The organism is Kushneria sp. EE4 (genome assembly GCF_977968315.1).
On the sequence record NZ_OZ386212.1, the window covers coordinates 279182 to 300102 of the forward strand.

Genomic DNA, 20921 nt, shown 5'->3' on the forward strand with positions numbered 1-20921 from the left:
ATTGAAGACAAGGAAAGGCACATCATGACAAAAGGGATCACGACCATGAACATGACCGGCAGCTGGAAGCTGGGACTTGGCGCACTGGCGCTGGCAGCGCTCGCCGGGTGCTCGGACGGCGATAACGAGGCCGACGACAATACCACCGCACAAAACGACAGCGGCAATCAGGCCAGTGTGACCATCGGCTCGACCAACTTCCCGGAACAGCTGATTCTGGCCAATATCTACGCCGACGTGCTGCGTGGTGACGGCGTCAACGTCAACACCCGCCTCAATCTGGGCTCACGTGAGGTCGTGTTTCCGGCATTGACCAATGGCGAAATCGATCTGCTGCCGGACTATACCGGCGCACTGATGACCTATCTCGATCAGGATGAGGCACATGTCGATGCTCGCAACAGTGAGGATGTCATGACGGCCCTGCGCGAGGTCCTGCCTGACGGGCTCGAGGCGCTGGACGCTTCACCGGCCGAGGATCGTGATGCGCTGGTGGTCACGCGTGAGACCGCCGACCAGTACGGCCTTGAAACCTTTTCCGACCTGGCCCCGGTCTCCGGAGAGCTGACGCTGGGCGGGCCGCCGGAAACGCGCACGCGCGATGTCGGCATTCCCGGTCTCAAGCGGGTCTATGACATCGAGTTTGCCGGTTTTCGCTCACTCGATGCCGGCGGGCCGCTGACCCGCGGGGCGCTGGCCAATGGTGATATCGACGTGGCGCGCATGTTCTCCTCTCAGGGCGCGATTGCCGAGAACAACTGGGTGGCACTGGTGGATGACAAGGATCTGGAACCGGCCCAGAACATCGTGCCGATCGGGCGTAGCGAGGCGCTGACCGATGAGATGCGTGACAGCCTCAATCGCGTCTCCGCGGCACTGTCCACGCAGGATCTGCAGGCCATGAACCATCGCGTCGAGATCGACAAGGCCGACCCGGCCGAGGTCGCCGGTGAGTGGGTCGATGAGCACATGGACAACGACAGCCAGACTGCGAATTAAACGCGGGCTCTACCGTGGCTGATCGCGCCGCCCTTCGGGGCGGCGTTTTTGTGTCTGCAGGGGCCTGTTTTGCCGGACGCTGCACCGCCATCAGCCAAAAAAATGCCAGGTTGCACCACCCACAAGGAAAAAAATTGCCGATGGCCGGTGCCGGGACAGAAAAAAGACGATCACCGGATCTGTCACGCTGTAAGTCAGGTAGCGGCAGCGCCTTCAGCGTCTGCCGGTAGACGCTCATCCATGACGCGTTCGCGTCCGGGAGGTGACATGCAGCTCAACGATCCACGCCTTTTTCGTCAACTGGCCTATATCAACGGGCAATGGACGGCCGGCACCAGCAACCGCGACGAGGTGGTGCTGGACCCGGCCAACGGCGAAACCCTGGGGTTTTGTGCGCTGCTCGACGCTGAACAGATCACCGGCGCCGTGACAGCGGCCGAGCGCGCCTTTGCCGGCTGGCGGGCGCTGTCGGTGGAGGCCCGCGGCCAGCGTCTTCATCGCTGGTACCAGCTGTTGCATGAGCACCGCGAGGACCTGGCCCATCTAATGACGCTGGAGCAGGGCAAGCCGCTGCGTGATGCTCGCGGTGAAGTCGATTACGGCGCCAGCTTCATTCAGTGGTTTGCCGAAGAGGCGCGCCGTGCCTACGGCGTGACGATTCCGAGTCATATCCCCAATGCCATGCTGGGCACCCTCAAGGAGCCGGTAGGCGTGTCGGCCATGTTCACCCCGTGGAACTTTCCGCTGGCGATGATTACCCGCAAGGCGGGCGCGGCGCTGGCGGCGGGCTGTCCGGTGATCGTCAAGCCGGCCAACGAAACGCCGTTCACCGCACTGGCGCTGGCCGAGCTTGCCGAGCGCGCCGACATTCCACCGGGCGTTTTTAACGTGGTCACCGGCGAGCCGGCCACGGTCTCGGAGGTGCTCTGCACCGATAGTCGGGTACGCTCGATCTCGTTTACCGGCTCCACGCGGGTGGGCAAGCTGCTGATGCGTCAAAGCGCCGGCAGCGTCAAGCGCATGTCGCTGGAGCTGGGCGGCAACGCGCCCTTTATCGTCTGTGAGGATGTCGACGTCGATGAAGCGGCCCGTGACGCGGTCGCGGCGAAGTTTCAGACCGCCGGTCAGGACTGTCTGGCGGCCAATCGCATCTTCGTGCATCGGCGTATCCATGACCGTTTTCTGGAGCGTTTTGCCGTGCACATGAAGGCGCTCAAGGTGGGCAGCGGCATGATGGAGGTCGATATCGGCCCACTGATCCATCGTCGGGCCGTGGAGGCAGCGAACGCCATTGTCGAGGACGCCGTGAATCAGGGCGCCCGGCTGATGGCCGGCAATCAGTCGATGGCGCCGGGGGCCAATTTTTTCATTCCAACTCTTTTGGCCGACATTACCCCGGAGATGCGCGTCTTTCGCGAGGAGACCTTCTCGCCGGTGGCTGGCGTGTGCGCCTTTGATGACGACGAGGCCGTCGTGGCGGCGGCCAACGACACCGAATACGGGCTGGCGGCCTATGTCTACAGCAACGACGTCAAGCGCCTCTGGAAGATGATGCGCGGGCTCGAGTACGGCATGATCAGCGTCAACACGTTGAAGATGACCGGCGCACCGATTCCCTTCGGTGGGGTCAAGCAGTCGGGGCTGGGTCGTGAGGGCGGCGCACAGGGTCTGGAGGAGTATCTGGACACCAAGTACTTCTGTCTGGGCAACATGCCGGGCCCGTCCGGAAGCTGAGCCGCCATGGCTGAATCGGGCCGCCTTGAAGCGTTCCGGCCCATGCGCCAGGGTGAACGGTGCCAGAGTGAAAGACCGTGGCGCATCCGCCTTTTATCGACCGAGAGCCCCATGAACTGCCATCCCGTCACCCTGCATGATATCTATCTGGCCCGCGCACGCCTGGCGGGGCAGGCAGCCAGAACGCCGCTGGTGAAGTCCGTGGCGCTGTCCCATCGCTTTGACGCCGAGGTCTATCTCAAGCTCGAGACCCTGCAACCCAGCGGCGCCTTCAAGCTTCGAGGCGCGCTCAACGCTATTGCCGCGATGGACGAGGCGACGCTGGCACGCGGTGTGACCACGGCCTCGACCGGCAACCACGGCCGGGCGGTGGCCTGGGCGGCGTCCCGGCTGGGGGCGCGCGCCATCATCTGTGTCTCGGAGCTGGTGCCGGCCAACAAGGTGGCCGCCATCGAGGCGCTGGGCGCCGAGGTGCGTACGGTCGGGCGCAGTCAGGATGATGCCTTCGTGGAAGCGCGCCGGCTGGTGAAAGACGACGGCATGACGCTGATCGAGCCCTTCGATGATCCGCTGATCGTGGCCGGGCAGGGCACCATTGGTCTTGAGCTGATGGAAGATGTCCCCGGGCTTGATCGGGTGCTGGTCGGCCTTTCCGGCGGCGGCCTGCTGGGCGGCATCGGCCGCGCCGTGCGGGCGATCAACCCGCAGGTGCAGGTGACCGGCGTGAGCATGATGGCAGGGGCGGCGATGATCGAGAGCCTGACCGCCGGCCACCCGGTCGCGGTCGAGGAGGTTGAGACGCTGGCGGATTCCCTCGGCGGCGGCATCGGCCTTGAAAACCGCTGCACCTGGTCGCTGGTGCGCGAGGTGATGACCGATCACTGCCAGGTCAGCGAGCACGCCATCGCCCGCGCCATGGTGCACTTTCTGGAAACCGAGAAGATGCTCGTGGAGGGCGCAGCGGTCGTGGGGCTGGCAGCGCTTGAAGAGCATGCTATCGACATTCGCGGTGAGAAGGTCGCGCTGATTGTTTCCGGCAGCGGCGTGGACATGGCCACCTGGCAGCGGGCCAAACACATGGTCGACGGATCAACCATCATTTGAGGACACAGGGAGCGGGCATGGAGCTTTACAATCGCACGCAGATTCAGGACGTCGTCCGGCTTGATCACGCGGCACTCGATGCCGTCGAGGCCGGCTTTCGGGCGCTCGGACAGGGGCAGGTGGTGCAGCCGCCGATTCTGTCCATGGCGATCGAGGAGTCCAACGGCGAGGTCGACGTCAAAACCGCCCACATTCGCGGCAACGACCGCTTCGCCATCAAGGTCAGTCCCGGGTTTTTTGACAACCCCTCCATCGGCCTGCCGAGTCTCAACGGGCTGATGATCGTCTTCTCGGCCAGAACCGGGTTGGTGGAAGCGGTGCTCTTTGATGAGGGCTATCTCACCGACATTCGCACGGCGCTGGCCGGTGCCATTGCCGCAAAGCACCTGTCGCGAAGCGAGAGCCGCCGCGCCGCCGTGATTGGGGCGGGCGTTCAGGCCGAGCTACAGATTGCCGCGCTCAGGCTGGTGCGCGACATCGACACCGTTGATGTCTGGGCGCGCGATACCGACCGCGCCGAGGCGTACGCCGAGCGCATGCGAAAGCGCTTTGACGACCTGACCGTCAACGTCCATGGCGAGATCGAGCGCGCCTGTCGCGAGGCGGACGTGATCATCACCACCACGCCGTCGAAATCCCCGCTGCTGGACGCCTCGTATCTGCCCGCCGGGGTGCATGTCACCGCCATGGGCTCGGACAGCCCGGAAAAGCGCGAACTGGACGAATCGGTGATGACGCGCGCCGATGCCTTCGTGGCCGATACCCGCGCCCAGAGCGAGACCAACGGCGAGCTCAAGGCCTGGGCTGGCAAGGCGCCTTCCTTCGAAGTGATGGAGTTGGGCCAAATCATCGCCTCGGGGCAGTCACCGCGCACGACGCGTGATCAGATTACGGTGTGCGACCTGACCGGCACCGGCGTGCAGGACACCGCGATTGCCGGCTTTGCCCTGCAAAGGCTGGTGGCGTAGCGCGCCGGGCGTCCGGGTTTGGCCTGTCAGCGTCAAGCGAACGCCCTGCTCACTGGCGCATCGAGTCGCGTCTTGCCAGGGTGTCATGACTGTTTCATCAACCGGGAGACCCCATGCGCATTCTGTTTACAGGTGGCAGCGGCAAGGCCGGCCGCCACGCGAGCGCTTATCTTCGCGACCAGGGGCATCAGGTCACCAACCTGGACTGGGCGCCGTCCGACACGCCCGGCATCGCGCATTTGACCACCGACCTGACCGACGCAGGCCAGGTGTTCAACGCCTGTCAGGCCTACGCCCGTCATGACGAGCTGGAACCGGGCACCGGTTTGCCGCACTACGATGCCATCGTCCACTTCGCGGCCATACCGGCCATCCTGCTCCGGCCCGACAACGAGACGTATCGCATCAATACGCTGGGCACCTATAACGTGCTGGACGCCGCCACCAGACTGGGCATTCCCAAGGTGATTTTTGCTTCCAGCGAAACCACCTACGGGGTCTGCTTTGCCGATGGCGAGGTAAAGCCCGAGTACCTGCCCGTGGATGAAGCGCACCCCACCGTCCCGCAGGACAGCTACGCCATGAGCAAGGTGGTCAACGAGGTCACCGCGCGCTCGTTTCAGGCCCGCTCGGGCATCGATATCTACGGCCTGCGCATCAACAACGTGATCGAGCCCCATGAGTACCGTGAGAAGTTTCCGGCGTTCATGGATGACCCGGCTCTGCGCCGTCGCAACATCTTTGCCTACATCGATGCCCGCGATCTGGGGCAGATGGTCGACTGCTGCCTGAAAACGGATGGTCTGGGCTACGAGGTGTTCAACGTGGCCAATGACGATCTATCGGTGAGTCTGACAAACCGCGAGGTCATCGAGCGTTTCTACCCGGAGGTACCGCTCAAACGCGAGATGGGCGAGTTCGAGACCTTTTACAGCAACGAGAAGGCGCGTCGTCTGGTCGGTTTCGCGCCGAAGCACTCCTGGCGGGACGAGCTGGGGCAGTAGAAAAGCCTGCCGGAAGCCGCCAGCGTGCCATTACGGCTTTCAGGGTCAATGAAAAGGGAGGACGCGGCTGGGCCGTGTCCTCCCTTTTTCTTCTGCCTGATCAAAGGGGTTCGACCATCTCAATTAATACTATTTCCGCCTTGAACTGCCCGGCACCGGTGCCACGCCCGGCCCTGTAACCTCGCCGATCTTGTGCCACTGGCGACCGTCGCGCTCGAGCAGGTCGTCGGCGCTTTGCGGGCCGTCGGAGCCGGCCTCATAGCCCTCGACGCTGTCGTCCTCGGCCCAGGCGTCCAGAAAGGGTTGAACGGCGCGCCAGCTGTTTTCGATCGTGTCCACGCGCTGAAACAGCATCTGATCGCCGGTCAGACAGTCATAGATCAGGGTTTCATAGCCGGTGGCGGCGGGCAGGTCGAAGAAGTCCTTGTAGGCGAAACCCATCTTGACGGTATCCATCTCCAGCTCCGGCCCCGGACGCTTGGCCTGAAAGTCGAACCACATGCCTTCATTGGGCTGCAGCTGAATGATCAGCCAGTTGGAGGTCACCCGGTCCACATCGGTGCCGCGGAACTGGGCGTAGGGGGCCGGCTTGAAGCAGATGGCGATCTCGGTATCGCGCGCGCCCAGCCGCTTGCCGGTGCGCAGATAAAAGGGCACGTTCACCCAGCGCCAGTTGTCGACCATCATCTTCATGGCGACATAGGTCTCGGTATTGCTGTCCTCTGCGACATCGGGCTCGTCCCGATAGCCCGGAACCTCCTTGTCGCTGGCGGTGCCGGCACGATACTGACCGCGCACCGAGTTCTGGCGCACCTCTTCTCTGGGCCAGGGGCGCAGGGCACCCAGCACCTTGGCCTTTTCGCTGCGCAGGGCGTCGGCGCCGAAGGCGGCCGGCGGCTCGATGGCGACCATGGCGAGCAGCTGGAACAGGTGGTTGGGTACCATGTCGCGCATGGCGCCGCTTTTTTCGTAGAACTTGCCGCGTGTCTCGACGCCCACGGTCTCGGCGGCGGTGATCTGGATATGATCGATGTAGTGATTGTTCCAGAAGGGCTCGAACAACACGTTGGCAAAGCGGGCGACCAGGATGTTCTGCACGGTCTCCTTGCCCAGAAAGTGATCGATTCGATAGATCTGCTCTTCCTTCATGACCTCCAGAAGCTGAGCATTGAGCGCCTTCGCCGATTCAAGGTCGTGACCGAAGGGCTTTTCGACCACCATGCGACGATAGCGGTTGTCGCCTTCCTTCATCAGATCGGTCTGGCCAAGCTGCGTGGCGATCTCGCCAAAAAAGCGCGGTGCGGTGGCGCAGTAGAAGATGGCGTTGTCGCTGGTGGCGTTGTCCAGATGCGCCTTGATTTGGGCATAGATGTCCGACTCGGTGAAATCGCCCTGCAGATAATGGAGACGCTGGGCGAAATCCTGCCAGTGGTCTTCATCGAGTTCCTGACCGCCACCTTCGGCATGCTTGTCAGCGGCCTTGTCGGCGATGAAATCCTTGAGATGGCCACGAAAGCTGTCGTCGTCATGATCGGCAATGTCGACGCCGACAATGTTCATGCCGCGGTCGAGCAGACCGTCGCGGTCCAGGTTGTACAGCGAGGGGACCAGCAGGCGCTTTACCAGATCGCCGCTGGCGCCAAAGATGAACATGGTGGTGTCGTCGGCCGGTGGGGCCGCCTTCTGGTGCTGCCCGTCCTCTTGATGCTGATGGTCGGTCTGGGTCATGTCATCGCCTTGTGCATGGGTGCATGTGGACCGGGAGCAACACGTCACTCCCCTTTTATAAAGCGTAATGCAAATGCGACGTTATGCCCCATCCTTCCTTCAAGACCGGGGGCGTGAGTCTTGATCAGGGCGTTGATCGTTCTCATCAGGCAGGGAAGGGGGCCTGGGGGCGTCGTGCATGTGGTCCAGCCGCTCACGCAGCTCGCGCACTTCACCGGTCAGTTCACGAATCTGGTGATGAAGGGCGCGGGTCATGTCGCGCTGGGCACGCGCCTCGCGGGATTCGCGCTCGCTGTCATCGGCGATGAACAGTGAGCCGACATAGGCGGCAAAGCTGCCGAAAAGCCCGACGCCGCCAATCATCAACAGTACGGCCACGACCCGCCCCAGCGTCGTGACCGGGTAAAAATCGCCATAGCCCACGGTCGTGACGGTCACGATCGCCCACCAGAGCGCATCTTCGGCCGTCTCGATCGGGCTTGCCGGGTTGGGGCTTTCCACCATCAGCATGGTGATGGCGCCAAAGGCCACCAGCAATACCGTGGCGGTGGCGGCCGAAGCGAACACGCCTTCGGCGCGGTTGCGAAACAAAAGCTGCCAGATCATCTCCATCGATTTGATCGCGCGCAGCACTCTGAGCACCTGCACCACGCGAAACAGGCGAGCGCCCTGAAAAAGGCCGGCCGGGATACAGGCCAGCAGATCGATCCAGCCCCAGCGCATATAGGCCAGTTTGCTTTCGGCGCGAAAGAAGCGCTGACAAAAATCGATGAAAAAGAACAGGCAGACAATGTAGTCCATGTACCGCAGCAGCCGGACAAGCTCCGGGGGCAGCGCCACCAGCATGCTGACGGCCATGGCAGTGATGACATAGATCGACAGCACCAGAACAAACAGCTGAAAGGGGGTGACGCGCTCTTTCATCATGGGGTTCCGTCACGGCTGGACCACGAGTGGCCTTCAGGCGCGCTGGATGCGCGCCAAAAGGCAGACGGTTATTCGACCCGGCAAGACAGGCCGGTGGTTTCCTCAAGCCCCAGGTGAATATTCATGTTCTGTACGGCGGCACCGGCGGCACCCTTGCCCAGGTTGTCCATGCGCGCCACCAGTGCCAGCCGCTCCTCATTGCCAAAGACACACAGATCGACCCGATTGGTGTCATTGCAGGCGGTGACGTCAAAAAAGCCGCCATCGAGCGCGTCACTGTCCTGTGCAGCCATCACGTGCACGAAGGGGGAACCGTCGTAGTGGGCCTGCCAGGCGCGAGTGATACTCTCGGCGCTGGTGCCCTCGGGCAGGTGCGAGCACTGAAGTGCAATATTGACCGACAGCCCCTTCAGGAAGTGGCCCACGATCGGTGTGAATACCGGCGAGCGCGCCAGGCCACCATGAATGCGCATTTCCGGCAGATGCTTGTGGGAAAGCGTCAGGGCGTAGGGGCGGGGGGCATCCAGCGAGCCGTTCGTTGCGGCTTCAAACTCGGCAATCATTTTCTTGCCGCCGCCGCTGTAGCCGGTCAGTGAAAAGGCCGAGAAGGGGTAATCAGACGGCAGCAGGCCGGCATCGATCAGCGGGCGGACCAGCATGATAAAGGCGCTGGCGTGACAGCCCACGTTGGCGATGCGCTTGCTCTTGCGAATGCGCTCGCGCTGGCCCGGTGTCAGCTCCGGCAGTCCGTAGGTCCATTCGGGGTCGGTACGAAAGGCGGTGCTGGCATCGATCAGGCAGGTATCGGGGTTGTCGACCAGCGAGGCGGCCTCGCGAGACGCCTCATCCGGCAGGCAGAGAAAGACGACATCGGCCTGGTTGATCAGGCGGGCGCGCTCGTCCCGGTCCTTGCGGCGATCGCTTGCGATGCGCAGCAGTTCGATATCCTCGCGCGCCTGCAGATAGTCAAAGATTCTCAGGCCGGTCGTGCCTTCCTGACCATCCACAAATACCCTGAACGTCATGGTCTACCTCACGGGAGTAATGATATGAAGCCGTTGATCCGTCATTGTACGCCTTGCGTGCGCCGGTGCGTCCAGAGCCTGTCACTGTTGGCGCCTGAAAGGGCTCGGCTCAGGCGCGCGTCATTCATGCAATCAAGGGCCCCGGTGGCCAAAAACGCGCGACGCTGCCATCGATCGACAGGCATTCAATACGGCGCAGATTATACAAAAAGCATCTGAAAAAACGGGGCTCGTGGCTTATAGTCTTTCATGCCAATGGGTAACTCGACAGCAAAATGATATCGATGATTATCTGATGACAGTGGATATGACGCCACCGGCGTGAGATCACAATGCCTTTCAATGACCGGTTGAAAAGGCCGATGGCTGATGGCCGACATGTAATGGCAAAAGGCAGATCATCAAGGGGTTTCACGCCCGCAAATCTCTCAGGGCAGAAGGGCTGGAGCGCCATGGCAGTGTCAGGGAATGTAAAGCGAAACCCCCAGCGTGACGTCTTCGATCATGAGCCGGTCGGCCGTGGTTTTCATGTTTTTGGCGCAGGTCGGCAGGTGTCGAACGGCATACGTCAGGATCACCCTTTCGACTGATCAATGAAGTTCCATTTTTTATCATTCCCTTCCGAATTTTTAGCCTAATTATCCCATGCCCCGGTACGTTGCTCGCTCATGTGACCTGTGCCATTTGCACTCTTTGCCCTGTATTTTCTGGTCAGAAATGATTAATGCATTAATCAGACAGGAAGCAGGTGGAAGCGGTGTCCATAATGTGACCATGAGTAATGCTTACGTAATTAAAGGTAACCATCACAAGATGAGTCATTGTCCGCCGCCCGCCGACGACTGCCCGTCCATCGAGGCACTCGACAAGCTGAACATCGCGGCACTGGTCTACCGGTGTGGCGAGCGCGTTACGCTTGAAGGCATCAACGAGTCTGCCAGAGCCCTGCTGAACCATTTTGCGCCCTTTGACGAAAATGAACCCTGGCAGTGGTACCCCGATGAACAGGGACACCATCCTGCTCATGACTGGTATCTCGATAATGAGACGGCCGGTCAGAGGCAGATTCCGCGCGTGCGCTGGCTTCGTTTCAACGACGGTGGCCGGCGTATGGCGCTTGGCCTCACCGGTTGTCGGCTGGCCGATGACGGCCCGACGCAGCGAATCATGATGGTAGTGCAGGACTGTACCCAGCAGATCGTTCAGCACGAAGAGCTCAGGCGCAGTCAGGAGTGCATTTCGAGCATCATCAACGCCACGCCCATGGGCATCTGTGTGCTGACCGAAGATGGCCGCTTCGAAATGGTCAATCCGGCTTACTGCCGCTTTCATGGCTATGAGGAGCACGAGCTGATCGGTCGCCCCTTTTCGATGGTGGTGCCCTACAGCAGCCATCAGTACCTTCTGCGCCAGCAGCATGGCGCACAGGGCAGCCATCATGGCCACAGCCAGCAGTTCGGGGAGTGCGAACTGGTCGCGCGTCACGGCGAGCGTCATACGGTCATTGTCGAAAGCGTGCGCATCGAGGGCGAGGATGGCCGGCCGCGTGATGTCATTTTTCTGGTCGACATCAGCGAGCGTAAAAAGCTCGAGATGGCACTGGAAGAGAAAAACGTGCGGCTTGAATATCTTGCCACGCACGACGAGCTGACCGGCATTCGCAACCGTCGTTTCGGCATCAGCAGTCTCGAAGCGGCTCTTGAGCAGGCCGAGCGTCAGGGGCTCGATATCAGCGTGGCCCTGCTGGATATTGATCACTTCAAGCGTGTCAACGATGACTACGGACACACCGTCGGTGATCAGGTACTCCAGCAGTTCGCCGAGGTACTGTCGCGCCAGCTGCGTGCCAGCGATATCTTGGTGCGCTGGGGCGGGGAAGAGTTCATGCTGATCCTGCCGGGCATCGATCAATGCGGTGCGCTTCAGGCGCTCGAACGCCTTCGTCAGACCCTGTCGCTTGAATACCTTGGGCCGCGCGGGCTGCAGGTCACCTTTTCGGCCGGCATCATTAACGCCCGAGGCATGAGCAGCAATGACCTGGTAGAAGGCGTGGATCAAAAGCTTTATCAGGCCAAGGGGCGCGGGCGCGATCGAATCATCTCCTGACGGCCACGACAGGCGCTTGCGACTCGACTACGGTTGCCTATAGTCACGTGTGGTCAGAGCTGGACCGGGCACGACAGTCAACGGCAAACGGGAGCGCGTCATGAAAAAAGCTTTTTCCAGAGGCATCATGCTGGCAGCCGCCGGTCTGGTACTGGGAGGCTGCAGCCAGCAGCCGCAGGTGTCATCGGCACCGCAGGTCATGTCCGTGGCCGAAAGCTGGCAGGGCGTGCTGCCCTGCGCTGACTGCGAGGGCATCGAAACCGAGCTGACGCTGGTGTCCTCCGGCATGACAGGTTTTGGTGCGACCTACACGCTCAAGCAGCGCTATCTGGGTGGCAGTGACGAGCGCGATGTCCGAACGCGCGCAGGCGACTGGGTCGTGACGCGTGGCAATCAGGTCGACCCGCAAGCCGTGATCTATCGACTCGACCCGGAAAGCGACGAGCGATGCATGAGCTTTCAGGTCATCGGTGACGACCGTTTGCGTCAGTTGAACTGTAACGGTCAGCCCATCAACACCACGCACAACATCGAGCTGCGTCGTGTGGCCGAGCCGGTCCAGCCCGCCTCGGGCACGGCGGCGCAATCCATGCCGTATCAGGAGTAGCGCTCGTCGGCGTTACAAGCCGCGAAAATATCTGCCAGGACCGGCGCTTGTCGCCGGTTTTTTCATGTCCGAATCTGGGGGGCAGGAGAGGCCGACACCGACCCGAAAAAGATCAGCGTTTCATGCAGACATAAAAAAACCGGCCACTGGGACCGGTTTTTTCAGATATGGCGGAGAGGGAGGGATTCGAACCCTCGGTGGGCGCAAACCCACTCCGGTTTTCGAGACCGGCGCCTTCGGCCACTCGACCACCTCTCCGAAGGCGGCATATGGTACGGATGTCGTTACGGTTTGTCCATGCCTGTCGTCATGAAAGGCCCTGCCGGGCATCAGAGTTCATCAAAGTCGTCAAATCCTCCTGCATCACCGCCGAAAAACGAGCTGTCATCCTGAAAGCCGCCGTCATCCTGAGGCGCACTGTCCTGGGCGTCGTAGCCAGTCGGTTCAAACCCGCCCTGATCGGTGCCGGTGTCGCCACTGTCTGCGGCATCGCTCTGGTCGTCGGTGCCGACCGGGTCGTCGATGGCATCGGCCATCGCATCGCCATGGTGGTTGCCGAACATGCCCATCAGCATGTTGCCGAGCATGACCCCGCCGGCCACGCCGGCCGCCGTTTGCAGGGCCCCGCCCAAAAAGCCGCCGCCGCGCGTAGCACCACCTCGCATGGCATTGCCGGGGGCGTTTGATGCCGGGCCGCTGGTCTGCCAGTTCTGTCCCGGGCCAGCAGCGGCCGTGCGGCCTGACGCGCTCGAGGGGCGGCCTTGCTCGGCGGGTTTTTCATCCTCCTGACCGGCACCGAAGATACCGGCCAGAAAGCCACCGCTGCTGCGCTTCTCGCTTTTCTGCTTCTCCAGCGCCTCGATGCGGGCGTTGAGACGCTTGATGGCCGCCTCCTGTACCAGGATGGTCTGCGCCATGTAGTAGGGCGCGCCGGGCTGCTCATTAACGTGGTCGTCAATGCGCTTTTGCGCCTGTTCGTCACGCTCGCCGGTCTGCGCCTCGGCTTCCTTGAGACGGGAAAACAGACCGTCGATCATTTCCTGTTCGCTGCGTGCCATGGGAGGTCTCCTTGTCCGGCAATGCATGGTGTCGGTCACTGCTTTGACCACAACCGGCCGCTCTTGTGCCCGGCTCAGGCCTGGTTGAGCCTTTGCACCAGTTCGGGCAGATCCTTCATGTAAAGCAGTTCATGCGCCCGTGCAGGCGTGGTCTCTTCTGCGGGAAAGTGATTGATATGCGCCACCTGCATGCCGGCGTCCAGCGCTGCCGTGACGCCCACGGGGGCGTCATCGATGACCAGACACGCCTCGGGCGCCACGCCCATGGCGCGAGCGGCGTGCAAAAAGAGCCCGGGGTCCGGCTTGAAGTGACCCACCTCATAGGCTGAAAAAAGATGCTCGCCGAAAAAGCGCCCCAGTCCGGAGACTTCCATGGACTGGCGAATCTTGCTGAGCGGTCCGTTGGAGGCCACACAGCACAGATAGTCCGGTGCCAGGGTTTCCATGGCCGCCTCGATACCGGCAATGATCTGCAGATTGTCCTTGAGACCGGCCATCAAACGCGCGCGCATACGCGTTTCGGTCTCTTTTTTGACCGTCTCATCCACGGCACCATGGCGCTTTTCGAGTTCCGCCACGATATGGGCATACACTACGCCGCGAAATTCATTCATGTAATCGCTTGCCGTGAAGGGCAGACCGGCCTCCGGCAGACTCTGCGCCAGAACGTCGGCCAGCAGGGGTTCACTGTCGACCAGCGTGCCGTCGCAGTCGAAGATCAGGCATTTGATGCGTGCCATGGGGGGGCTCCTGAAACTGTTCTCTCGGGAACAGTCATGAAATTTTGGGAATATTGTAGTGGCTTGAGTCAGACTAGCTTCGGGTGCATCGTCGCAAAATACAATGCCGGAAAGGGAGAACCATCTTGTCATCAACCATCGCGCTTATGGGTGAATGCATGATCGAAATGCATGGTCGGCCGGGCCAGTCCATTCACCAGACCTTCGGTGGCGACAGCTTCAATACGGCGGCCTATCTGGCTCGTCTTGCGGGAACATCGCTGAAAGTGGAATACGTCACGGCGCTGGGCAGTGACGGTTTCAGTCAGGCCATGCGTGAGCGCTTTACCCGGGAAAACGTCGGCACCGACAGCGTCAGAACCCTTGAGTCGCGCCTGCCGGGGCTTTATTTCATCGAGACCGACGAGACCGGCGAACGGCGCTTTCACTACTGGCGCAGTGAGGCCGCGGCCCGTTTCATGTTCGATGGCGAGGAGGGCGAGCGGCTGCTTGAAAGCCTGGCGCACAGCAATACGCTCTATCTCAGCGGCATCAGTCTGGCCATTCTGACCGATCAGGGCCGCGAGCGATTGATGGCGGGACTGCCCGGGCTGCGGGCCCGGGGCGTGAAGGTGGTGTTTGACAACAACTACCGCCCCCGGCTCTGGCAGGACGCCGAGAGCGCCCGTCACGCGCATCAGGCGCTGCTGGCACACGTCGATCTGGGCATTGTCACCTTCGAGGATGACCAGGCGCTGTTTGGCTTTGAAACACCCGAAGCGCTGTTTGCGTTTTATCGCGACCAGGGTGTGGGCGAGATCGTGATCAAGCGCGGCGCCGAAAGCTGTCTGATCGAGTATGAGGGCGTGCGTCATGAAGTGGCCGGCGAGCGGGTCGAGAAGGTGGTAGATACCACGGCGGCGGGGGACTCCTTCAGCGCCGGCTATCTGGCCTGTCGCCTGACCGGCGGCGATGTCGAGCAGGCCGCGCGCTGGGGCCATCGGCTGGCGGGCACTGTCATCGGCCATCGCGGCGCCATCATCGATGTCGAGTACATGCCCGAGATGCCCTGAGTAACGGGTTTGGCATCAAAAAACGGGAGCGCCCTGATGGGCGCTCCCGTTGTCATTTCAATGCCGACGGCATGGCCGAAAGTGTGCGCCCGGGGCTCAGGCACCTTCCTGCATGTGAGCCTCGATGAACCACAGGTTGCTGTCGAGCGTGCGCGACACGCCGGTCAACAGGTCGGAAGAGTCGGCATCGCCGAGCTCGTCGGCCTCATTGATGGACTTGCGCACCGTGGCACCCACCCCGGCGTAGTGATCGGCCAGCGCCTTGAGATGGTCCTCGATGCGGTGAATGTTGGCCGGATAGCTTTCCAGGCTGGTGTTCTTCGAAACCTGTTGCACCGTGCCCAGTGCCGTGCCGCCCAGCTGGACCAGACGCTCGGCGACTTCATCGACGTGGGCATCGATGCCGCTTCTGAAACCGTCAAGCATCTCGTGGACGGCGATGAACTGCGGGCCCTTGAGGTTCCAGTGGGCCTGCTTGATCACCAGCGCCAGGTCGATCAGCTCGGCCAGTCGAGCGTTCATCACCGCCACGACCTTTTCGCGCTCGCCTTCGGGGATATCGTTGCGCGTCGGATAAAGCGTCGTTGCGCTCTTCTGGTTGGCATCCTTGATGTTGCGCGTGCTGGCACTGCTCATGAGTCACATCCTTTTGTCGAGACCAGTGAAAACGGCCCGCTGCTGCCGGGCTGGGTGGCGTGTTGTCATGGCACGCCATCGCAATCTGCTCATAAGCAATTTTGGTATGTCCTGCCCCGATATCAAGGCTGAGTTCAGCTATCGAGGCGATTGAATTATCCAAAAAGGCTCGGCAGCCAGACACTAAATCCCACGATGATTATAAAAAACGCGCCCAGTATCGCGATTGTGGGCACATGAAGATCCAGTACGGGTCGGGGCATGACCTCGCTGTGTGTGCGGCGCTGTGTCACGGCGCTGACGATCAGAGCGACGACGAGCATGGCTACGGCCCCGGTGACGTTCCACCAGAACCAGAAAAGCTGCGGCACATAAAGCCACAAAAAGGCGTTGAGACCGACGCCTGTGATCAGTCCGCAGTTGGCCCCGATACCGTTGATGCGCCGGATCAGGATGGCGGCCAGAAAGGTGGCCAGCATCGGGCCGAAAAAGAGCGAGCCGACCTTGTTGATCGCCTCAATGATGGTCGAGGCGATGTTGCCGGCAAAAAAGGCCAGCGTGATGCAGACCACGCCCCAGAAGATGGAGGCAAGACGGGAGAGGCGCATGTAGCGCTTGTCATCGATGTCACGGCCGCGCACGAAAAGATCCTCGACGCTGGCCGCCGACAGCGAATTGATCGCCGAGCTGACCGAGGACATGGCCGCTGAAAAGATCGCCACGATCAAAATGCCGGTCAGCCCGGCGGGCAGATAGTCGCGCATGAACAGCGGCACCATCAGATCCGGTTCATCCACGGGCACCAGCGCGCGAAATTCCGGGTGCGTCACGGCAAGGGTGCCCAGCACCAGCCCCAAAAGGCAGTAGCACAGCGTGACCGGAAAGCGCAGCAGTCCGTTGGCCAGCAGGGTATGGCGCACGGTGCGCGCGTCACGGGCGGACAGCAGCCGCTGGGCCTGGCTCTGGTCGGCGCCGTAATAGGCGGCGTAGAGAAACAGCCCGCCAACCACCATGGGCCAGAAGCCGAAGCCGTTGTTGCCACTGCCAATGCCGAAATCATCAAAGCGCACGGTTTCAAGGCGTGCCGGGTCGACATTGGCGATAAAGACATCCCAGCCGCCGATCAGCGACAGGGCAAACACCAGACAGACCACCAGACCGATCACCAGCAACGCCATCTGGATCACATCGCCGTAGACCACGGCCTTCATGCCGCCCTGGCACGAATACACCAGCGTGACCACGCCGATGACGACAATGGTGGCCCACAGCGGCAGGCCGATGGCATGGGTGAGAATCAGTGCGATGGCGTAGACCATGACGCTGGTGGCGAAGGCGCGCGAGAACTGAAAGACAAGGCTTAGCAGGATGCGGGTACTACGCCCGAAGCGTTTTTCCAGATAGCCGTAGATGCTGACCACGCCGGCGGCATAAAGCGTCGGGAAAAAGAGCACGATCAGCGCCATCATCGCCAGCGGCACCGCAAACTCATAGGTCAGCCAGATCAGGCCGCCGCCGTCTTTCATGCCGACAAAGGCAGGCGCCGAGATAAAGCTCACCGCTGAAAGCTGGGTGGCCGCCGCCGACAGTGACAGCGGGAACCAGCCAAAACTGCGGCTGCCCAGAAAGTAGTCCTTGCCGGTGTGCTGCTTTCTGAACAGCTGCCCCAGCAGCAAAAAACCGCCCAGGTACGCCGTGATCACCGCATAGTCCAGCCAGGCCATGCCACCTCCCGTGTCGGTCAGCACAAAGGGGCTGCTGACCAGAGCTGTTGGAATTGTTATTCGCCGCGCGGTCTGTCGGGATTGAATGCAGATTCGCGCGCTGCATCTGTCTACATTAGGTCAGATGCATGGGGCTGGCGACCCGGCAGCTAAGGTATCTGCCGTCAGCGGGCGGGAGAGATCAGGAGGTCGGAGGCTCGATGCCGCGGGTAAAGAGGTAGCCGTCAAATCCCGGGTCATCGGTATCGGAGTGGGTGAACAGCGTATGCATGACATGGTCGATGTGGGCCCACATCGCGTCATGAGCGCCGGCGCTGTCCCGTTTTTTAAGGCAGGCAAGAATACGGTCATGGTCATCAAGCCAGCTGCGGCGATAGGAAAAGTCCATGATGCGCCCGTGCAGGCGCCGCCACATGCGGCTGCGATCGCGCTGCTCCCAGAGTCGATTGACGGCGTCCTCAAGCAGGGTGTTCTGGCTGGCTCTGGCAATCAAGAGATGAAAGGCCCGGTCGGCCTGATCGGGCGCGTTGGTCAGCTCCTTCCCGCCAATGGAAGTTTTCAGCGCCTGTCGCTCCTGGGCCAGCAGGGCAGACAGGGCGCGCATATCGCTTGGCGTGACCAGCTCGGCCGCTGCCGCGGCCACGGCACTTTCCACCACCTGACGCGCCTTCAAAAGCTCGAAGGGACCGATGTCCTCGACAGGCCCTGCAGGCGCCGGCGAGGGCAGGGGGGCTTCGTCGGCGTGACAGACATAGGTGCCCGACCCCTTGCGTACCTCTACGCGCCCGGCCAGCTCCAGCATGATGAAGGCTTCGCGTACCACCGTACGGCTGACATCAAAGCGTTCGGCGTACTCACGCTCCGTGGGCAGCCTGTCGCCGGGGCGATAGCCGTCGCGATCGATCTGCTCGCCGATCTGCTCGCCAATGATCTGATACTGTCGGCGCATCCCGACCTCCCCATGATGGCGCCGATCGGTGATCGGCCACGACAGCTCCGGTTACCGGACGCTTCTTTTCGGCATGCCAATTCCAGCAAGATGTGCTGATAAAGCCTATCTGACAACACTTTAAAGCCGGTTGTGAAGGTTTGCGACGCCGATGTATACCAATGTCTATTTGGTATACCAATCACAATACAGGTAGCCTGGCGTCATTGATGTACACAGGCAGAGAACCCTTATGAAGATTGTGGATGCACGCGTCATCGTCACCTGTCCGGGTCGAAATCTGGTCACGCTGAAAATCGAAACCGATGAAGGGGTCTACGGCATCGGCGATGCCACGCTCAACGGTCGGGAACTGGCGGTCGTGGCCTATCTCGAGGAGCACGTGGCCCCGGCGCTGATCGGGCGCGATCCATCGAACATCGAGGATATCTGGCAGTTTTTCTATCGCGGTGCCTACTGGCGCCGGGGGCCGGTCACCATGTCGGCGATCAGTGCCGTGGACATGGCGCTGTGGGACATCATGGGCAAGGTTGCCGGTCTGCCGCTCTACAAGCTGCTGGGCGGCAAGAGCCGCGACCGGGTCATGGTCTATGGCCACGCCACCGGCCATGACATCGAGGGCTGTCTTGAAGAGGTTGCCCGCCACGTCGAGCAGGGCTATCGCGCCGTGCGCGTTCAGTGCGGCATTCCCGGCATCGCCTCCACCTATGGCGTGGCCAAAAAGGCCGGCGAGCGCTATGAGCCGGCCGATTCGAGCCTGCCCAGCGAGAACGTCTGGAGCACCTCGAAGTATCTCAACCACGTGCCAAAGCTCTTTCAGGCCGTTCGCGAGCGCTTCGGTGACGACCTGCACATCCTGCATGACGTGCACCACCGCCTGACGCCCATCGAGGCGGCGCGACTGGGCAAGGAGGTCGAGCCCTATCATCTGTTCTGGCTCGAGGACTGCGTGCCGGCCGAGAATCAAAGTGCTTTCCGCCTGATTCGCCAGCACACCACCACGCCGCTGGCGGTGGGGGAAGTGTTCAACTCCATCCACGACTGCCGCGAGCTGATCGAGTCGCAGTCGATCGACTACATCCGCGCCACCCTGACCCATGCCGGCGGTATCACGCATGTCCGCCGCATCGCAGCGCTGGCCGAGCTCTATCACGTGCGCACCGGCTTTCACGGTCCGACCGATCTGTCGCCGGTCTGCATGGGCGCGGCGCTGCATTTCGATACCTGGGTGCCCAACTTCGGCATTCAGGAGCATATGCCGCACAGCGAGGAGATCGAGGAAGTTTTCCCGCACGCCTACCGCTTCGAGGATGGCCACTTTACGCCGGGCGAAGCCCCCGGCCACGGCGTGGATATCGACGAGGCACTGGCGGCGAAGTACCCCTACAAGCGCGCCAGCCTGCCGGTCAATCGGCTCGAGGATGGCACGCTCTGGCACTGGTAGGCCGATGGCGTCCTGCCTGGAAACGAGCAGGGTGATAGATACGGGCTGCCGAGCAGCCGATGATCCCACCGCTGGATTTTGATCAGGGCCCGGGCCCTGCAGGAGCAAGGTATGTCGATGCGTCAATTGTCTCGTCTGCGTCTGTCGCAGCTTATCAGTGCCGGCGTGCTGGCCGCCGGGGTTCTGGCAATGGCCACGCCGGTACAGGCCGCCGACTACACGCTGAAATTCGGTCACCTGGCCAACGAGCAAAACATCTGGAACAAGGCCGCCATGCACTTCAAGGAGGAGGTCGAAAAGAACTCCGACGGTCGTATCGAAGTGCAGGTCTATCCCAACGAGCAGCTGGGCAACGAGATGGACATGATCAACTCCATCCAGCTGGGCACGGCGGATATCACCATTACCGGTGAGAGCCTGCAGAACTGGGCGCCCAAGGCCGCCATGATGGCCGTCCCCTACGCCTTTCGTGACAGCGACCAGCTGGAAAGGGCGGTTGATGGCGAGATCGGCAGCGAGATCGAAGCCCAGATTACCGAGCGTACCGGCCTGGTCCCGCTGACCTGGTTTGAGCGCGGCGCCCGTGAGCTGACCGCCAATCGTGAGATCAAGACACCGGATGACCTGAAGGGTCTGCGTCTGCGCGTGCCCAACGTGCCGCTGTTTGTGGACACCTGGCAGGCGCTGGGGGCACGGCCTACGCCCATGGCCTTCAGCGAAGTGTTCACCTCGCTGCAGCAGGGCACCATCGACGGTCAGGAAAACCCGCTGTCGCTGATCGAAAGCGCGAGCCTGTCCGAAGTGCAGGATTACGTGAACATGACCGATCACGTCAGAAGCTGGATCTATGTCGTGATCGGCAAGCGCCAGCTTGAGGGCATGCCCGACGATCTGCAGCAGGTCGTGCGCGAGGCCGCCGGCGACATGCAAAGCTATGAGCGTGAGCTTTTTGCCGAAGACCAGACCCGTCTTGAACAGGCGCTCAAGGACAAGGGCATGACCTTTGTCGAGGTCGACACCCAGGCCTTTGCCGACAAGGCCATGCCGGCCATCAAAAAGGCACTTGATCCCGAGCAGACCGCGCTTCTCGAGCGTATCGAACAGCTCTGATCGCTG

General features: G+C 61.7%; 18 protein-coding genes and 1 tRNA gene. 10 read left to right on the forward strand and 9 right to left on the reverse strand.

The features are described from left to right. Positions 1 to 24 precede the first annotated feature (24 nt). From ACXMYO_RS01330 to ACXMYO_RS01350, 5 genes are all read left to right on the forward strand, one after another. A complete protein-coding gene (locus tag ACXMYO_RS01330; protein ID WP_438766270.1) occupies positions 25 to 999 on the forward strand; it encodes a glycine betaine ABC transporter substrate-binding protein in 975 nt (324 codons plus the stop codon). Positions 1000 to 1266: 267 nt separating this feature from the next. Beyond that, positions 1267 to 2733 (forward strand): NAD-dependent succinate-semialdehyde dehydrogenase, encoded by a 1467-nt coding sequence (locus tag ACXMYO_RS01335; protein WP_457807562.1) that lies wholly within the window; start codon positions 1267 to 1269, stop codon positions 2731 to 2733. Positions 2734 to 2844: 111 nt separating this feature from the next. Continuing rightward, a complete protein-coding gene (eutB, locus tag ACXMYO_RS01340; RefSeq protein WP_457807563.1) occupies positions 2845 to 3837 on the forward strand; it encodes a hydroxyectoine utilization dehydratase EutB in 993 nt (330 codons plus the stop codon). Between the two features lie 17 nt (positions 3838 to 3854). After that, positions 3855 to 4805 (forward strand): cyclodeaminase, encoded by a 951-nt coding sequence (locus ACXMYO_RS01345; protein ID WP_457807564.1) that lies wholly within the window; start codon positions 3855 to 3857, stop codon positions 4803 to 4805. A gap of 113 nt (positions 4806 to 4918) precedes the next feature. Next, positions 4919 to 5809: an NAD-dependent epimerase/dehydratase family protein gene (locus ACXMYO_RS01350; protein WP_457807565.1), complete on the forward strand. Its 891-nt coding sequence runs from the start codon at positions 4919 to 4921 to the stop codon at positions 5807 to 5809. A 129-nt stretch (positions 5810 to 5938) separates the two neighbouring features. On the opposite strand, the gene zwf is transcribed toward ACXMYO_RS01350, so the two are convergent. From zwf to argC, 3 genes are all read right to left on the reverse strand, one after another. Beyond that, positions 5939 to 7537, reverse strand: coding sequence for a glucose-6-phosphate dehydrogenase (gene zwf / locus ACXMYO_RS01355; RefSeq protein WP_457807566.1), 1599 nt, complete (start codon positions 7535 to 7537; stop codon positions 5939 to 5941). 99 nt (positions 7538 to 7636) lie between these two features. Next, entirely contained in the window at positions 7637 to 8464 is an 828-nt protein-coding gene (locus ACXMYO_RS01360) for an ion transporter (protein WP_457807567.1), read from the reverse strand. Positions 8465 to 8532: 68 nt separating this feature from the next. Further along, positions 8533 to 9489, reverse strand: a complete 957-nt coding sequence (gene argC, locus ACXMYO_RS01365) for an N-acetyl-gamma-glutamyl-phosphate reductase (RefSeq protein ID WP_457807568.1) — start codon at positions 9487 to 9489, stop codon at positions 8533 to 8535. 813 nt (positions 9490 to 10302) lie between these two features. On the opposite strand from argC, the gene ACXMYO_RS01370 reads away from it, so the two are divergent. Further along, positions 10303 to 11595: a diguanylate cyclase gene (locus ACXMYO_RS01370; RefSeq protein WP_438766279.1), complete on the forward strand. Its 1293-nt coding sequence runs from the start codon at positions 10303 to 10305 to the stop codon at positions 11593 to 11595. A 100-nt stretch (positions 11596 to 11695) separates the two neighbouring features. After that, entirely contained in the window at positions 11696 to 12202 is a 507-nt protein-coding gene (locus ACXMYO_RS01375) for a copper resistance protein NlpE (RefSeq protein ID WP_457807569.1), read from the forward strand. 168 nt (positions 12203 to 12370) lie between these two features. Here the strand turns inward: ACXMYO_RS01375 and ACXMYO_RS01380 are convergent. From ACXMYO_RS01380 to ACXMYO_RS01390, 3 genes are all read right to left on the reverse strand, one after another. Next, positions 12371 to 12460: transfer RNA gene (locus ACXMYO_RS01380), tRNA-Ser, on the reverse strand. Between the two features lie 71 nt (positions 12461 to 12531). Beyond that, positions 12532 to 13260: a DUF2076 domain-containing protein gene (locus tag ACXMYO_RS01385; protein ID WP_457807570.1), complete on the reverse strand. Its 729-nt coding sequence runs from the start codon at positions 13258 to 13260 to the stop codon at positions 12532 to 12534. 74 nt (positions 13261 to 13334) lie between these two features. Then, positions 13335 to 14000, reverse strand: a complete 666-nt coding sequence (locus ACXMYO_RS01390; RefSeq protein ID WP_457807571.1) for an HAD family hydrolase — start codon at positions 13998 to 14000, stop codon at positions 13335 to 13337. A 125-nt stretch (positions 14001 to 14125) separates the two neighbouring features. On the opposite strand from ACXMYO_RS01390, the gene kdgK reads away from it, so the two are divergent. Further along, positions 14126 to 15052: a 2-dehydro-3-deoxygluconokinase gene (gene kdgK, locus ACXMYO_RS01395; protein ID WP_457807572.1), complete on the forward strand. Its 927-nt coding sequence runs from the start codon at positions 14126 to 14128 to the stop codon at positions 15050 to 15052. A 96-nt stretch (positions 15053 to 15148) separates the two neighbouring features. Here the strand turns inward: kdgK and dps are convergent, their stop codons facing one another. The 3 genes from dps to ACXMYO_RS01410 all read right to left on the reverse strand — a co-directional run bounded on the left by dps (position 15149) and on the right by ACXMYO_RS01410 (position 18361). Continuing rightward, positions 15149 to 15688 carry a DNA starvation/stationary phase protection protein Dps gene (gene dps / locus ACXMYO_RS01400; protein WP_438766286.1) on the reverse strand — a complete coding sequence of 180 codons (540 nt, stop codon included), beginning with the start codon at positions 15686 to 15688 and terminating at the stop codon, positions 15149 to 15151. A gap of 155 nt (positions 15689 to 15843) precedes the next feature. Beyond that, on the reverse strand, positions 15844 to 17412 hold the full coding sequence (locus ACXMYO_RS01405; RefSeq protein WP_457807573.1) for a sodium:solute symporter family transporter: 1569 nt from the start codon (positions 17410 to 17412) through the stop codon (positions 15844 to 15846). Positions 17413 to 17593: 181 nt separating this feature from the next. Then, the gene (locus ACXMYO_RS01410; RefSeq protein ID WP_438766289.1) at positions 17594 to 18361 is read right to left on the reverse strand and encodes an FCD domain-containing protein; all 768 of its coding nucleotides are present in this window, start codon (positions 18359 to 18361) and stop codon (positions 17594 to 17596) included. A 232-nt stretch (positions 18362 to 18593) separates the two neighbouring features. On the opposite strand from ACXMYO_RS01410, the gene manD reads away from it, so the two are divergent. Both manD and ACXMYO_RS01420 read left to right on the forward strand, forming a co-directional pair. Further along, positions 18594 to 19805, forward strand: coding sequence for a D-mannonate dehydratase ManD (gene manD, locus ACXMYO_RS01415; RefSeq protein ID WP_457807574.1), 1212 nt, complete (start codon positions 18594 to 18596; stop codon positions 19803 to 19805). A gap of 111 nt (positions 19806 to 19916) precedes the next feature. Beyond that, positions 19917 to 20915 (forward strand): TRAP transporter substrate-binding protein, encoded by a 999-nt coding sequence (locus ACXMYO_RS01420; protein ID WP_457807575.1) that lies wholly within the window; start codon positions 19917 to 19919, stop codon positions 20913 to 20915. Positions 20916 to 20921 lie beyond the last annotated feature (6 nt).